The organism is Pseudomonas sp. PDM09, from assembly GCF_014852305.1.
GTDB lineage: Bacteria > Pseudomonadota > Gammaproteobacteria > Pseudomonadales > Pseudomonadaceae > Aquipseudomonas.
Genome location: NZ_JACVBI010000001.1, coordinates 917946 through 933399, shown reverse-complemented (window position 1 = coordinate 933399; position 15454 = coordinate 917946). Strand labels below are relative to the sequence as shown.

Below are 15454 nucleotides of genomic sequence, written 5' to 3'. Positions count from 1 at the left end.
GCGTTAAATTGGCTTACTCGCTGACGAAGTTCTCCACTCGCTTCGAGTAAGGCCCCGCCGGGGGCAAAATTGGGGGCATCGATAAGAAATTCCAGCCTAAAGCCGTTGATCTAGAGCCCTGTCAAAATGTTCTTCGGCGACCCTGAGAGTCTATAGGCGTCGTCGGGCAGGCTGTTCATCTGATCATTTTTGCCTTTCCACAAACCATGGAGCTTCATTCACTTCCAGTGGATTGCTCCATTGGGGGCACATCTGAGGGCATGCTTTGGATGGTTTGAAAAGGATGCCCCCAACCTAAGGCCAAGCAGGCTATTGATGAGGATAGCTCACCGGACTCTCTGCGAGTTGCTATACCGGCCTGAGATTTTCAGCGAAACGGTGAACATGCAGCCGATGAACATTTGATGATTCTTCGCATGCACACTGAATAGATGCGTGCAAATGTAAAAAATTATGATGGCATAATGCCTCGGAAAGCGGCAATATCCACACGTTCCCAACGGATTTTAAGGAGCGGTTCCGATGACATGGCCAGTCACGCTGAAACTCGACAGCGCAGCCTACCCGCTCAGCGTGGTGCAACGCGCCGCTTACTCCCTGGCCGACACTGTCGCGATCCAGGTCGGTATTGAAGCCAATCAGATAAGCCTCACGGCCCACCCCGCTGAAGCAAGGCTAACGCTTTCCCCGGAGCAGGCTCACTCGCTGATCCTCCAGCATCTGAACGACTTCGCCCTACGCGACCATATCAACCGCGAAACAGCAGGGTTGCGCGAAGTCCTGGCTCGAGCCGCGCTCGCTGGATGTGGGATTTCGCAGTGACACTGATTGCGACAGACGCCAAGCACTACCGCTTGCTGCCTTTTCGATTCATGCGCATGAACACGGGACATGACCGTGACATCCTGCTCACCTCCGATACCGGTGAGTACATGCACGTGAACGACGCGCAATTACGAGCCCTCAGTTACTTCGACGTTCAAGCAAGTACGCCTTTTTACAAGGACCTGCTGGCCCGCCACTTCATCTACGAACCAGGCCGCCACGACCCGTTCCCGGAAATGGCCGCGCAGTATCGCAGCCGCAAGGACTTCCTCTTCCAGGGCCCTGCACTGCACTTGTTCGTGGTTACATTGCGCTGCAACCACACCTGCCAGTACTGCCAGGTGTCGCGGGCCCCTCTGGGAGGATCCGGCCACGACCTGTCGGAAGCGGATGCACAGGCGGCGGTCGATCGCTTGTTCGAATCGAACGCTCCCGCCCTGACTTTGAGTTTCAGGGTGGCGAGCCGCTTCTAGCCTTCGAGCGCGTCCGCCAGATTGTCGAATGGGTCGTTGACCGGAACGTGGTCGAACAACGGGATATCCAGTTCGTCATCACCACCACGCTGCACCACCTGACGGAGGAAATACTCGACTTCGCAGAACAAAATCGCATCCAGTTTTCGACCTCGCTCGATGGGCCGGCGCCCTTGCACAATGCCAACCGCCCTACCCCGTCACGAGACTCCTACGAACGCACTGTAAAAGGCATCCAGTGGGTCCGTGAGCGCCTTGGCCATGATGCAGTTTCCGCGCTGACCACGCTGACTTCAAGAAGCCTCGAACAACCTGAAGCGATCATCGATGAGTATGTAAACCAGGGCTTCTCCAGCATCTCGCTTCGGCCTCTGAGCCCTTATGGGTTTGCCACCAAGAGTGCCCATCGACTTGATTACCCTATTGAGCGATACCTGGCCTTCTACAAGAAGGCACTGGCCTATTTGCTGCATATCAACCAACAGGGCGTATACCTCTCAGAGAGTTATACGAGCCTGTTGCTGAAGAATATCCTGACACCCTTCTCCTCCGGCTATGTAGACCTGCGCTCCCCTGCTGGCGCAGGCACTGCGGCGCTGGTTTACAACTATGACGGTTACGTCTATCCCTCGGACGAAGCCCGAATGTTGCTGGAGATGGGTGAAGACGGCTTGAGGCTCGGCACCGTGCAGCAACCCTTGTCTGAATTACTCGCATCGCCCGTTATGAATGCGTTGCTCGCCAGTGGTGTAGCAGAGGCGCTGCCGGGCTGCTCCGACTGCGCACTTGTCCCGTACTGTGGTGCTGATCCCGTCGAACACTATGCCCGCCAAGCTGACCCGATCGGACACCGAGTGTTCAGCAGCTTCTGCAAGAAGAACATGGGGCTGCTGAAGCATATTTTCGGCCTGCTTTGCGATGGCGACGACAACGTGCAGAGGGTGCTGCTGTCTTGGTTGAACAGGCGCTCTTACAACGATGTCCGGTTCCCGGGTTACAGGGGCTGATGGCGATGCTGCGCAAAGATACCCACTTCGAAATCCATCACCTGAATGAGCCGAAACTGCTCAAGGTCATCACTCTGGATGAGTTCATCGAACAAGGCCTGGCTGTTTGTGCCGGAAGCGCTGAGTTCGGTGACCTGCTGCTTTGGCTGCCAAACGAAGAACGGCTACGGAGCCCGCATCTGCTCTCATTACCAGTGGGTGGATTCCTGATCCCGGAGCCATTGATCGGCGACTTAGACAGCGCGCGGCCACACCTGCACACCCCCAAAGATGCGGATGTCGTGCAGCCCGGCGATGTCATTGCCATCACACCAGGCAACGCGTTGGTGCAAGTGCTCTATCGACGAGGCTCAGACAGCAACCTGCTGTTCATGACCGATCGTTGCAACAGCCTCTGCCTGATGTGCTCGCAGCCGCCCAAAGATATCGATGACCGTTGGCACATCGAGGAGAACCTACGGCTGATCGACCTGATGGACCCGGGCGAGGAAAATCTGGGAATCAGCGGCGGAGAACCCACGCTTTATCGCGACGGCCTGCTCGAAATCCTGGCCAAGTGCAAAGTCGTTTTGCCGCAGAAATCCATTCATGTGCTCAGCAACGGGCGTCTGTTCAAAGACCCGAGCTGGATCGCAGCGCTCTCTGCCATCGGCCACCCTCAGTTGAGCTGGGGCATCCCGCTGTATGCCGACAATGCCGAAGACCATGACCATGTGGTGCAGGCTCCAGGAGCGTTCAGCGAAACCCTGCAAGGTCTTTACAACCTGGCGCGCGCCAACCAGATCATCGAGATACGCGTGGTGCTCAATCGCCTGACCACGCCACGCTTGCCAGAGCTCGCCCACTACGTGTTCAGGAACCTGCCCTTCGTGCGGCATGTTGCGCTGATGGGTATCGAAAGTACCGGCCTGGCCAGGAAGAACTACGAAGAACTGTGGATTGACCCGCTGGACTATCAGGAGTCGTTGAGCCAGGCCGTGTATTTCCTGTTCAACCGCGGAGTGCCGGTTTCGATCTACAACTTGCCCCTGTGCCTGATCCCCGCCCACCTCTCGCGTTTCGCCCGCCAGAGCATCTCGGACTGGAAGAACCTGTTCATCGATACCTGCCAGCAATGCGCTGCCGTCAAACATTGCTCTGGCTTCTTCAAATCCCACACCGACCGCTGGCAGAGCCGCGGCGTACAACTACTATCGACCGAGGCCTTTAGCGCCTATGCAAGGAGTGCACAGTGAAATTGCTCGACCGCTGGAAAGTCCTGATCAGTGGGATCAGCTTGCTGCCAATGGCAGGTACCACCCTGGCACAGGCGGGCCATCTGTCGCTCGCCGATGCGAACTGGCAACCCAACGACAAGCTACAGCCCCCAGTATTTGCCGATACGCTCAATGCGCCAGACACCGTCAACATCTATGCGGCACATCGCTCGCACAGTTCACACCGGTCCCACAGTTCGCACAGTTCTCACTACAGCGGCTCGGGTGGCTATAGCGCACCTCGCTACTACAGCCCACCCGCTACCAGTACCCGAAGCTACAGCGCGCCGAGTGCTTCGAGCAGCACCCCAAGCAGCAACAGCCTTTATCAGTCGTCTGGCACTACCAGCGGGACAAGTTCGAGCACTTCAAAGAGCCGCGCGACCAATGAGCAGAAAAGCAACCTGGTAACCCGTGTGCAGACCGCGCTGATGGTGCGCCAGTATTACCAAGGCACCATTGATGGGGTGATGGGCAAGGCGACACGTGGTGCGTTGATGGCCTTTCAGATGGACAGTGGGCTGACCGTGAATGGCCGGATGGATACGCCATCGCTGAATGCGTTGGGGATCAAGATTCCATAAGTTGTTGGCGCTGATGCGATTTTGACGCCGGCTACCGGAATTCATTGACCCACCCGAGTACTCAAGAAATGATTACCTTGCGGGTGATTTCGGAGGCAGCGTGTGGGTCAGTCAAAATCAGCAACCTGGGTCAAAATCGCATCAGCGCCGACAATCATGGGCTTATCTTGCACCGCAAATAGGTCGATTGGCTGGAGATGCAGCAAGTCGTCACCAGCCACCGTCGCTGCCACCGACCGACACGGATCTGACTACTCTTAGATAAGCCGATGCTCGCGCAGAAACCTCACCTCCCCGCTGAAATTTAGGAATGTGCATGACTGCTGCCATCAGTGATTCAACAGCCCAAATCGCGTTTTCAATGTTTGAAAACAAAGGCGTCTACGCAGTGCTTCTTGGCTCGGGGGTATCACGCTCGGCGGGAATACCGACCGGCTGGGAAATCACCATGGAGCTGGTGAAACGATGGGGCATAGCGTCTGGTGCCGGCGAACAGGAAGATTGGCTCGCGTGGTACGTAGGTCAAACAGGAGAGCAGCCCAATTACTCCACGTTGCTCGAACGCCTGGCGACAACCCAGACTGAACGGCGAGCGATCATTCAAGGCTTTCTGGAACCTAGCGAAGACGAGTTAGAGGATGGCCTTAAACTGCCTACCCCCGCACATCGAGCGATCGCTGCGATGGTCAAAGCGGGTTATGTGCGCGTGATCATCACGACGAACTTCGACCGACTCATGGAAAATGCACTGCGCGATGTCGGCGTTGAGCCAACTGTCGTCAGTTCAGAAGACACCCTCGGAGGAGCGGAGCCACTCACTCATGCGTCCTGCTACATCCTGAAGATCCATGGTGATTACAAGGATGCCAGGATCCTCAATACCGATGGGGAGCTGGGCAAGTATCCGCCAGCGTTCAATACGTTGCTTGACCGCATCATCGATGAGTTTGGGCTGATCGTCGCGGGCTGGTCAGGTGAGTGGGATCATGCGCTGAGGGCGGCGTTTTTGAGGGCGCCCTCCCGTCGCTACCCGACCTACTGGCTTTCGCGAGGAAAATTGAGCGAGCGTGGCCAAGAGCTCATCACTCAGCGGCGCGCCAACGTCGTGACGGGCCTGGATGCCGACACCTTCTTCGATGGGCTGAACCTCAAACTGGAAACCATCCAGCAATCCCGCCTGCAGAACCCAGCCGGCATCGAGCTGACTCTCGCTATGGCCAAACGCTTTATGGCCAGACCCGAACACAGGATTCAGCTCGATGATTTAGTGACAAGCCAGGCTCATCAAGCGATCAGCCATCTGGCTCCTCTATTCACAGAACGACCTCAGGGCAGCACGTCCAAGGACTTTACCGATCTGGTTGAGATATACGAAGCGGCCATCGAGCCACTAGCACGCCTTTGTGCAGTGTTAGGGCGATGGGGTGCAGGTGTTGAGCATTCGATCGTTTTGGATGCGATCAAGGGCCTGCACGCTGCGTCTCAGGTCGAGCAGTCAGGCTGGGTAGCTGGACTTGCATTGAAGAGTTACCCGATAGCACTTGTTACCTATGCGTATGGCATGGGACTTGTACGGGCCAATCGCCTGAGCGAGCTAAACGAGCTGTTTAACACGACCCTTATCAACCGGCGCGAAATGCCTTTCCCTGTGGGAGTTGATCTATCACCGTTCTACGTTGAGGGAGCCAATGGCCTGCTTGAATTATGGAGGAGCTTCGAAGACCAAAGTAGAGCTCTTACCCCCTTGTGCAACCGACTCCATGACCGTCTTGCGCCTCGGTGGGCGCCTGACTTCGCAGGTCTGCAGGATCACGGGCTGCTTTACGAACGGTTTGAGTTTTTCAGTTTCCTGTTCTTCTGCGAGCAACGCGGAGTCAGTGAAGAATCGCTCGCGGATGCGGTGAAAAACCACGATTTCAAGAGAATCGCATTGGGCCGGCTTTCCTGGCATTCAGAGACCATCAACCGCTTCGCTCACGAATATGCGACCGAAGAGTACAGGGCCCCGCTGCTGGCAGCAGGGTTCGCACTTGGGTCGCAAAGCTACCTGGAGCAAATGCTTGAAGGACTGAAGCGGCTGTCCAGGTACTGACGCCTCACGCATTCCAATTAATGCAAATACGATTCAAATGGGGTACATGCGTTTGCTGCTGAAAACCTAGGACAAGTTTGGATTCTGGCAGCGGGCATCGAGGGAGGGTGATTTATGCGTTCTTCATCGGGTCACTGCCACTCCTGACCACCTCACCAGAAGAGGTGAGCGTTTTGGTGACCGCGCTACTGCCCCCCGAGCTCATGGCTTACTACGTGTACCTGCTCATAGCATTCGCTATCGTCAGCATCTTCACGCTTAGGGTGACGTTTCGATCCTTTCATCTCATTGGAAGGTCGCGGGAAGTGCACACGTTCTTCATCAACGAAGGAGGTAGCTTGCTGACTGCCTGTAGGGCTGCGTTGGGGGCGATGATTGGTGATCTGCTTGTATGGTGCTACCTAGCAGTTGATGATGTGAGTGCAGGAGGAGTACATGCAGTGATCAGCTACGCCTCCTTGACCCTGAAGTTCTGCATTGGCCTTGCGTGGACAGATGAGCCCCTCAGAGACCCGCATACCGTTAGCAGCTACAAATGATGGTGGCTGCCAGTAACTCCGGCACAAATGCCTGGCGCGCGGTCATCACGGGGTTAACCCAACGACAGACTGAGACGCTCTGATGACCAAAAACCTCTGTCCCTGCAAGCCCGAGTTTTCGGCCAATGGCTACTGTTTGGCCTGCGACGGTACCAAAATCAAGAATGCTAACAGAGAGAAAACGCTGAATAGCAATCTGCTCCGGCGCATTCCTAGCTGGAAGGAATACCTGAGCTTTGATGGCGCCCATTGCCACCAGCTATGGGCGAAGCTTGATGATCATTGGCGATGCCCGTGCTGCGAACGGACACGATACCAATTGCTACGTTGGACGATGCTTTACCCGAACAAACCGCATAGGCGAGAAGGCTGGGCTGTAGGTCTCCATACTCACCATGACCATGGAACCGACCTTTACGTACGAAAACCGCTTCTTGGAGAACCTCATCGGATCACCACATTTGCTCCCGTCATCATCTGCGAGCAATGCAACAGTGCTGACGGCGCGGTTAAGAGACGCCTAGGCCTTCCACCTTCCTTTACATTTGCGCCACTTGAGATCCGTCAGTTCGTGTGGCCAACGCCTCACGGCAAGCACATCATTCATTACGAGCGAGCCCAAATGATCTACCACCATGTCACGACTCGAGCACCGTTGTTTTTTGGCTGACAGGTTCAACTGAAGGGCATCCTATCAGCAGTCAAGCCAGCCCACGTCTGTACTTCGCAGCCAAGCTGCCCGTAAGATCGACATCGCACCTATCCGAGTAGGAGTGACCCTTTTGCCGAACGTGTTCTTTTCTTATTGCCATGCTGACGAGGCGCTGCGCGACCAGTTGGAAAAGCAGCTTTCGATGCTCAAGCGCCAAGGCGTCATTGAGACTTGGCACGACCGCAGAATCGGAGCAGGCCAAGAGATCGATGCTGCCATTGATGATCACATCAACAGCGACGAAATTATCCTGTTGCTGGTAAGCCCGGATTTCATCGCTTCCGACTATTGCTACAACATCGAGATGGCTCGCGCGATGGAGCGCCATGCCGCTAAAGAAGCGACTGTCATTCCTGTGATTCTTCGCCCATGCGATTGGCATCATGCCCCCTTCGGCAAGCTGCTTGGTACGCCCCAAGATGGTAAGCCAGTGACCCTTTGGCCTGATCGGGACGAAGCATTCTTGCAGGTTGCGAAGGAGGTTCGGAAGGCCGCCGAGCGACGCAGCCGTGGCCAACCGAACACTGCTCCGCGAGCCGAACGCAACGATTTCAATGGAGGTTCAGCGCCCTCCCTTATCGCCCCGGCTGGCCCTAGGTCGAGTAACCTTCGAATGGCTAAGAGCTTCACCCAGCTGGACAAAGACCGCTTCTTGCTCGACAGCTTCGAGTACATCGCCCGCTATTTTGAGAACTCGTTGCTGGAGCTCCAAGCGCGCAACTCAGGGTATGAAGGGGTGTTCCGTCGGATAGATGCAAATCGCTTTTCTGCGAATATCTACAGGGACGGCCACGACGTTGCAAAAGCGGCAGTGTTCACCGGCGGCCAGATGGGCGCCGGTATCTACTACAGCCATGGAGACTCGTTTGGCGGCGGCTCGTACAACGAGGCGCTCACCGTAAATACGGACGACCAATCCATGTACCTGAAGACCTTCGGCATGGCGTTCCACACTCGGCAAGACCAGAAGCTTTCCCAAGAAGGCGGTGCCGAGACGCTTTGGGGCCTTCTCATCGCACCGCTACAACGCAATCGGTAAATCATTGTTGGGTGCGAATTAGAAAGAACCCAGGGGGGGCACTTGGCCTTGACGCTGCCCCCTACGACAAAGAAGTAAGACTCACATAGAAGGTTCAGACCATGGAAGTAGTCCTGCTCGCCCACATCACATTTAACCGAATAGGCTCGGCCAGTGGCGGAGGCTTTCAAAGCCAACGCCAGGTCAAGTTTTCCGCTGAGCTACCAGACACCGACCAATCGGCCTTAAGGGAATTGGTGATCGAGATCGCCGAGGCAAATGGTGAAGCGGCGGGAGCCTTGAGAGAATTGAGGTACGAGCGAAGCTACGGAGGGGAATTGGTACTCAACATCCAAGGCCCGAGCACCTCATACGGCACCGCTTATGCCCAATGTCGCATCATCCATGCGCTGAAAGCCAAAGGGCAGTACTTCAAGCTTCAGGCGGTAGAAGACAGAGACGTCACACCATATGTCTCATCTCGGCGGGCTAAGTAGTTCGCATATCGACTCATCGAACCACCAAGGATTTGCCGGATTCTGGTTGGTCATCCAATATACGGAGGCGCACTGAATACCAGTCACGTCCACCCCGCCCCGCTTCAGAAATCGCCATTCGCGATCGCTCGCACACCCGGTGCAAATGGGGGCAAAACTGGGGGCACAATTCTATTTTTTCAGGCTGTAACTACTGCCCTAGAGCCAAGTCAAAATGTTCTTTGGCGACCCTGAGAGTCTTTAGACGTCGTCTGGCAGGCTATTCGGCTGATCATTTCTGCCTTTCCACAAACCATGGAGCTCCATTCACTTCCGGTGGATTGCTACATTGGGGGCACATCTGAGGGCATGCTTTGGATGGTTTGAAAAGGATGCCCCCAGTCTGCGGCTAGCTGGCTGGCCTGCTCTGATTACTGTAAGAGCGGAAGCAGATGATTTCCCTCGTGATGGCTTTTAGCTTTGATGCCAGCTAGATTTGGTGCTTTCTACGATCAAGGAAGGATATGAAAAAGCTCATCGTGATTATGGGAATATTTGTCGCACTCAGCGGTTGCGCTACGTCGCACTACACCGCAGGCCGAGACTTTCCGTCGGCCAGTGTAGCGAGCATCACCAAAGGCAAAACCACGACTACTGAGTTGAAGTCGCTATTCGGTGAGCCTTACGCCAAAAGCGCAGTCAGCGAAACTGACGAGAAGTGGATCTATACCTACAGCAACGGCTCAGCCCATGCCCAGAGCTATGTGGTCACCATGAAGGTGACGACTACGGGCACTCAGAAAACTCTCGACGTCTTGATCCGAAATGACGTGGTTATCAACTACACGTTCAGCGAAGGCCCCGCTCCAGTCACTACTACTGCGACGAACTGAGTTCGCCACCTTGCCATTGGGCGACCCACCGCGCTCAGTACGTTGTTAATGGAGCAAGCTCATGGACAGAACGTATGCTTTCGTGGATGAGTCCGGGAATTCCGACCTAGACACGTCAAAGGGTGGAAGCTCGGACTTCTTCATCGTGTGTTCCACTTTAGTGGCAGAGAAAGATCTGGAAGCTGCTTATGCCCAAGCTGAAGCACTCCGCGAGCGTCATTTTCAAAAAGGCGAGATCAAATCCAGCAACCTGAAGCCCAAGGATTCAGATCGCCGTGCCCGGATTCTCAACGAGCTAGCTGAGCTGCCGTTCAAGCTCTATTTCACCGTCGTCGATAAATCTCGAATCCACAAAGATGGTGGCCTTCGTATCAAAACCTCGTTCATAAAATACGTGAACGGGTTACTCTATGAACGGTTGTTCCGCGCATATCCTGATCTTCGGATGATCGTAGACGAGCATGGTGGACAGGAATTTCAGGAGAGCCTCAAAAGCTACGTTGCAGAACGGTTCGTCGACGACCTATTTGGCGATAAAGAAGCCTTCCAGACGATTGCCAGCAAGGACAACGTTTTGGTTCAGGTTGCAGATTTTTTTGCTGGCTCAGTGGCTCAGATATACGAGGAGAAAGCGTCGGAAAAAGCAGTTCTTGCCTACAAAAAGATCCTGCGTGGCCTGACTCTTGGCATGCTGGAGTGGCCATCCAAATACCAGCCTCTTTTGCCGCCGCCGACGGATGAAACTGGCTATGCAGACTACCAGGTACACCAAGAAGCTCTCCGCCAAGCTGACCTTTTTAGCGAGCGGGTTGGCGAGCATGCTGATGAGGATGAGCGCCTGCAGCTAAGCATCTTGCGGTTCTTGAGATTCCAAAGCGAATTCGTCACCAAAGACTACGTGCCAACCGCAGAAATTGTCGCCCACCTAAAAGATAGCGGTTTCGGAGACGTCAACGACCAGAGAATCCGCTCCAGTGGCATTGCCAAGCTTCGCGATTCGGACGTGATCATTACAAGCGCGGCGAAAGGCTACAAAATTCCCCAGACGCGTGCGGACATGAATGAGTTTCTTGAAAAAGCGTCAGGCATTGTTGTTCCTCTACTGGAACGTGTCAAAAAGGCTCGAGAGGTGTATCGGCTGAGTAGTCGAGGCGCATATGACATAGTGACGGCAGCCAACCTGAGTGAGCTGTCCAAGCTGCTCGCTGCGCTCGAGGCGTTTGCAGAAGACTGCATCGATCCAGGATGAAACTCTACAGGATTACTTTTCCGATGGAAGGCTCACTGATGAGCGTGTTGACTCCTAGACACGGGCGGTACGCCCGCATCTCGATGGTGTGGATTCTGGTAAGGTGGGAGCGATAAGAGTAGATAGCTCGGCAGGGACAGTCTGGCTACGGGACTCTCCTTGTATGGTAAGCGTCCGGTAGACACACCTGACCACACCATTCTCCCCCCTGTGTTCCTCAAAACCACGCTCATTTGCAAGGCTTCAGTAAGCGCTTGGTTAAGTCACCGTGGTTCGGAATCCGCGCTTAGAAAACTCAAGAGATAGTAAAGTGGGACGCCTCAGACCTCGGCAGATGGTGCGGATAAGATAAAGATTCGGCGTCTTGGATTACCAGACCCGTACTCCGCGCCTTAGCTTCGGTCATCAGCGCCCATTATCAGACTGAGGAGCTTTTTAGCAGGTCAACTCCCAGCGCGAGAACGTTCGTTCAGCTACTGCCCTTGTGCTGATGAGGTTGCCAGATTTGCACGGGCCCACTCCTCAGCGGTCGTGACTTGAATCGACTGCTGCGCGTTGAAAGTGCCTGCTTTAGGCCAGGCCACGCCTCTGCCCTGGGCGAACACAGCGCGGTACTTCTTGATGTGATGCGTTGGGTCTTTCTCCAATTCTTGGAGCAAGTACGGAACAGTCCACACGTTACGTTTGAACGGGCGGCTCAGTACACGTTCGAGGAGGCTCGCAACCTCTCCATACGTCACTGTGTCTCCCGAGAGATACACAATCTGATCGCGGAAGCGAGGTTCGAAGAAAACAATTTCCGCTGTCAACGCACCAATGTCGTCTGGAGTCGTGAGCGTCACGCTGGTCTCAAGACTGCCTAGCGCGTTCACGGTATCGTTTTCGAAGTCAACCACCTCGAATACTGGCTCGAACAGAAAGCTGGTGAACATACCCGTCGAGATGATTACCCATTCAGTTTTATCCTGGGCACGAAGCAATTCGCGAACATCAAGCTGAGCATCGAACAGATCCTGAGGACTGCCCCGACCGATTACCTCGAAGTCGACACCAAACTGCCACGGGAAGTAGCGCTTCACACCGGACTTCAGAACAGCGGTAGCCAGCTTCATTGGGGTTTCCCGGCCTGCAACCATCCCTGCACAGCCTATTACGGTATCGAAACGTGCGAATACTTCAGCCAGCTGATCGATTGAGTCATTCACGAGGTCTGCGGCCACCATCTGGATGCCGAGGCCCCGAAGCTCATCGATTTCGACCTTTTTCTCGGGCACTTGAGTGTTGATGGTCGAATCCCTGAGCAGGACGCTGATTGTGGAACCGGGCGCGCGCTTTGCTACTCGCGCAAGATTGCGCAGAACCGGCAGCCCAAGTTCACCGGCGCCTAGAACGAGAATGGATTGGGGGGAAAACTGGGTCACTTCGGTCATGATTTCTCCTGAGACCTGTTGCCTGTAAGATGAACAAATGCTTGCACGATTAGGCAACGTTCGTAAGAAGGCACACCTGTGATACCAGAGAAAGAAATGACCGATCAGGAGGCTCTCAGCCAGGCAGAAACAATTTGCCGAACGCTTAGAGAAGACGATGATGGCGTCAGACGAGAAGTGCTTGCTCACGCAGGCAGCCGCTGGTCGTTAGGTATTCTGCATGCCCTGGGGGTGTACGGCACGATGCGCCATGCCGAAATAAAAAGGCAGATGGCTGGGGTGACTCAGCGGATGTTAACCAAGACGCTACGCTCCATGGAGCGGGATGGCCTAGTGGTTCGGCGGGAGTTCGGTGAGATTCCGCCACGTGTCGAGTATGAGCTGACGCCGCTGGGTATGGGACTGTTGATCCGCATGTCACCTATCTGGACTTGGGTTGTCGAGAACGTTGAGGATTTCCGCAAGGCGCGGCGTATTTTCGACAGTCAGGATGACAAAAAACCCGCATGGCAAATACCTGCATCGACACCATTAGATTCAGACGCGTCTGACTGAAGGTAGCTCACAGCGTGTTAGGAGCCCTGTGCCCATTGATGCGGTAGTAATTGGCCAATTGCACTGGCCCTCTGTGTCGGCAACCGCGTCAGTACATCCTTGAGATACGCGAACGGATCATGCCCGTTCATGCGTGCCGATTGAATCAAACTCATAATTGCCGCCGCTCGTTTACCGCTGCGCAGTGATCCGGCGAAGAGCCAATTCGAACGGCCAAGGGCCCAAGGCCGGATCGTATTTTCGACCCGGTTGTTGTCGATGGGTACAGCACCATCATTGAGGTAGCGCGTCAGCGCTACCCAGCGTTTCAGGCTGTAATCCAGAGCCTTGGCCGTGGCCGAGCCCTCGGGCACAAGTTCGCGCTGAGCCAGCATCCACTCATGCAACTTCTCCGCGATGGGCATCGCCATTTCTTGCCGTAATCGCCAGCGATCTTCATCGCTCATCTCTTTGGCCTTCCGTTCAACCTCGTATAGGCCTCCGATTGAGTGCAGCGCCTGTTCGGCCAGTTGGCTTTTGTTCGCCACATGCAGGTCGAAGAACTTGCGGCGAGCATGGGCCATGCAGCCGATTTCGGTGATGCCCCCCTTCGAAGCCGGCCTTATAGCCTGCGAAGTCATCGCAGACCAGCTTGCCGTTCCAGGTGCCCAGGAAGTTGCGCGCATGTTCGCCAGCACGGCTCGGGCTGAAGTCGTAGACCACCGCCTTCAGTGCCGAGAATGGTGTCGTGCAGTAGGCCCAGACATACGCTCGGTGCGTTTTCTTTTCACCCGGTGCCAGCATTCGCACGGGTGTTTCATCGGCGTGGACTACTCGCTGGGCCAGCACTGTTTCGCGCAGCGCATCGACCAGCGGCTGAAGCTGCACGCCGGTTTGGCCCACCCATTGCGCCAGGGTGGATCTAGGGATGGCCAGGCCGGCACGGCCAAAGATCTTTTCCTGCCGGTACAGTGGAAGATGGTCAGCGAACTTGGCCACCATTACGTGGGCTAACAAGCCGGCAGTGGGGATGCCCTTGTCAATCACCTGTGCCGGAATCGGCGCCTGGGTCAGGGTTTCGCACTGGCGACAGGCCCACTTCCCACGCACATGTTGCTCAACGGTAAACACGCCCGGCGTGTAATTCAGTTTCTCGCTGACGTCTTCGCCGATACGCTGAAGTTGGCAGCCGCAGGCGCACTGAGTGCTTTCCGGCTCATGACGGATTACGGTACGTGGGAACTGCGCAGGCAACGGAGCACGCTTGGGCTGCTGACTGGGTTTGTCCGGTGCCGGGGCGGGACGAAGTGCTTTCAACTCGGCGTCGATGGCTTCGAGGTCGGTGTTGAGCAAGTCATCCAGCAAGCTGCCTTGCGCCGGGCTTATTTGCTCACTGCGCTTGGCAAACTTGTGGCGTTTGAGGATCGCGATTTCGTGAGAGAGCTGCTCGATGATCGTCTCGTCACGATGGATCTTTCGGCCCATGGTGTCGACCTTCGACAGCAACTGCGCAGCGAGGGCGCGCAGTTGTTCAGGCGTCATGTGGTCGAGATTGAGCGAGGAAGTCATGCTGTGGATTTTACCAAAGCAGCCCACCTGCCACAGCTGAAAGGCGGGGCTAAATCAATGTAATTGCGCCGTTAGAACCAACCCGCTGCCATGGCAAACCGAGCACCAGCGCTTGCAGTTGTTCAGCGTCGAGTTCGACTTCCAGGCCGCGATGAGTTCCAGGCCAATGGAATTTCCCTTGGTTCAATCTCCGTGCTGCAAGCCAGATGCCCACGCCATCGTGCACCAGCACTTTCATCCGGTTGGCGCGTCGGTTGGCAAACAGATAGGCGCAGTGCGGCTTCGCCGCACCAAATACCGCGACAACACGGGCCAGCGCCGTGTCGGTGCCGGCACGCATGTCCATGGGTTCGGTGGCGAGCCAGATAGCGTCGATGCGTATCATTGCGAGAGGCTGCGAATGAAGCGGGCGCAGCCGTCCGGGTCGGAGACCGGCCATTTGACCGTCATGGATTTGTCGCCCAGCGGCAGCGTGATAACTACCACAACATCAACGTGACGCTTGGGCATCGGTTGCAGTGGTACGAATGCTGGCAGCGATGCTGCGCGCTTGTCGCGGTAAATAGGCAGCCACTTGCGGATGACGTTGGCGTTGATGCCGTGGCTGATGGCGACGCTCGAAACCGTGGCGCCAGGTTGGAGGCATTCCTGCACTACCTGAGTTTTAAAGGATTTGGAATAAGAGCTTCGTTGGCGCATGGAAATCCTAGCGATAAGGGTGATCGCGTCCGCTAAAAATTAGGCGGACACCATCGCCCTTAATTCTGGAATTCTGAAGGTGTGTTCACCGGGCGCTT

At 55.6% G+C, this 15454-nt stretch carries 14 protein-coding genes and 2 pseudogenes; 10 read left to right on the top strand and 6 right to left on the bottom strand.

Annotation, left to right across the window (positions count from 1 at the left end; all coding sequences use genetic code 11):
- Positions 1-522: 522 nt before the first annotated feature.
- The 5 genes and pseudogenes from hxsD to IB250_RS04105 all read left to right on the top strand — a co-directional run bounded on the left by hxsD (position 523) and on the right by IB250_RS04105 (position 6237).
- On the top strand, positions 523-822 hold the full coding sequence (gene hxsD / locus IB250_RS04125) for a His-Xaa-Ser system protein HxsD (RefSeq protein WP_161871905.1): 300 nt from the start codon (positions 523-525) through the stop codon (positions 820-822).
- A pseudogene (hxsB, locus tag IB250_RS04120) lies at positions 819-2305 on the top strand (His-Xaa-Ser system radical SAM maturase HxsB). Before hxsD ends, hxsB begins: the two are co-directional and overlap by 4 nt.
- Positions 2305-3540, top strand: a complete 1236-nt coding sequence (hxsC, locus tag IB250_RS04115) for a His-Xaa-Ser system radical SAM maturase HxsC (RefSeq protein WP_192343089.1) — start codon at positions 2305-2307, stop codon at positions 3538-3540. The pseudogene hxsB and the gene hxsC overlap by 1 nt, the downstream one beginning before the upstream one ends.
- Positions 3537-4145: a His-Xaa-Ser repeat protein HxsA gene (hxsA, locus tag IB250_RS04110; RefSeq protein ID WP_192343088.1), complete on the top strand. Its 609-nt coding sequence runs from the start codon at positions 3537-3539 to the stop codon at positions 4143-4145. The genes hxsC and hxsA overlap by 4 nt, the downstream gene beginning before the upstream one ends.
- 316 nt (positions 4146-4461) lie before the next feature.
- A complete protein-coding gene (locus IB250_RS04105) occupies positions 4462-6237 on the top strand; it encodes an SIR2 family protein (RefSeq protein ID WP_192260341.1) in 1776 nt (591 codons plus the stop codon).
- 522 nt (positions 6238-6759) lie between these two features.
- Here IB250_RS04105 and IB250_RS04100 read toward each other — a convergent pair.
- A complete protein-coding gene (locus tag IB250_RS04100; RefSeq protein ID WP_192343087.1) occupies positions 6760-7026 on the bottom strand; it encodes a hypothetical protein in 267 nt (88 codons plus the stop codon).
- Between the two features lie 532 nt (positions 7027-7558).
- On the opposite strand from IB250_RS04100, the gene IB250_RS04095 reads away from it, so the two are divergent.
- From IB250_RS04095 to IB250_RS04080, 4 genes are all read left to right on the top strand, one after another.
- Positions 7559-8527: a toll/interleukin-1 receptor domain-containing protein gene (locus IB250_RS04095; RefSeq protein WP_192343086.1), complete on the top strand. Its 969-nt coding sequence runs from the start codon at positions 7559-7561 to the stop codon at positions 8525-8527.
- 101 nt (positions 8528-8628) lie between these two features.
- Complete coding sequence (locus IB250_RS04090) at positions 8629-9003, top strand: hypothetical protein (protein WP_192260344.1); 375 nt, start codon at positions 8629-8631, stop codon at positions 9001-9003.
- A gap of 503 nt (positions 9004-9506) precedes the next feature.
- On the top strand, positions 9507-9875 hold the full coding sequence (locus IB250_RS04085; protein WP_192343085.1) for a hypothetical protein: 369 nt from the start codon (positions 9507-9509) through the stop codon (positions 9873-9875).
- A gap of 61 nt (positions 9876-9936) precedes the next feature.
- The gene (locus IB250_RS04080; protein ID WP_192343084.1) at positions 9937-11124 is read left to right on the top strand and encodes a DUF3800 domain-containing protein; all 1188 of its coding nucleotides are present in this window, start codon (positions 9937-9939) and stop codon (positions 11122-11124) included.
- 473 nt (positions 11125-11597) lie between these two features.
- On the opposite strand, the gene IB250_RS04075 is transcribed toward IB250_RS04080, so the two are convergent.
- Positions 11598-12554: an aromatic alcohol reductase gene (locus tag IB250_RS04075; RefSeq protein WP_192343083.1), complete on the bottom strand. Its 957-nt coding sequence runs from the start codon at positions 12552-12554 to the stop codon at positions 11598-11600.
- Positions 12555-12650: 96 nt separating this feature from the next.
- Here IB250_RS04075 and IB250_RS04070 point away from each other — a divergent pair, with 96 nt between their 5' ends.
- A complete protein-coding gene (locus tag IB250_RS04070; protein WP_192343082.1) occupies positions 12651-13109 on the top strand; it encodes a winged helix-turn-helix transcriptional regulator in 459 nt (152 codons plus the stop codon).
- Positions 13110-13126: 17 nt separating this feature from the next.
- On the opposite strand, the gene IB250_RS28795 is transcribed toward IB250_RS04070, so the two are convergent.
- The 4 genes and pseudogenes from IB250_RS28795 to tnpA form a co-directional block, all read right to left on the bottom strand.
- Positions 13127-13240 (bottom strand): transposase domain-containing protein, encoded by a 114-nt coding sequence (locus IB250_RS28795; protein WP_263864761.1) that lies wholly within the window; start codon positions 13238-13240, stop codon positions 13127-13129.
- A gap of 9 nt (positions 13241-13249) precedes the next feature.
- Positions 13250-14573, bottom strand: a pseudogene (gene tnpC / locus IB250_RS04065) (IS66 family transposase); the annotation flags it as partial.
- A 133-nt stretch (positions 14574-14706) separates the two neighbouring features.
- Entirely contained in the window at positions 14707-15042 is a 336-nt protein-coding gene (tnpB, locus tag IB250_RS04060) for an IS66 family insertion sequence element accessory protein TnpB (RefSeq protein WP_192343081.1), read from the bottom strand.
- Positions 15039-15356: an IS66-like element accessory protein TnpA gene (tnpA, locus tag IB250_RS04055; RefSeq protein ID WP_192343080.1), complete on the bottom strand. Its 318-nt coding sequence runs from the start codon at positions 15354-15356 to the stop codon at positions 15039-15041. The genes tnpB and tnpA overlap by 4 nt, the downstream gene beginning before the upstream one ends.
- Between the last annotated feature and the right edge of the window lie 98 nt (positions 15357-15454).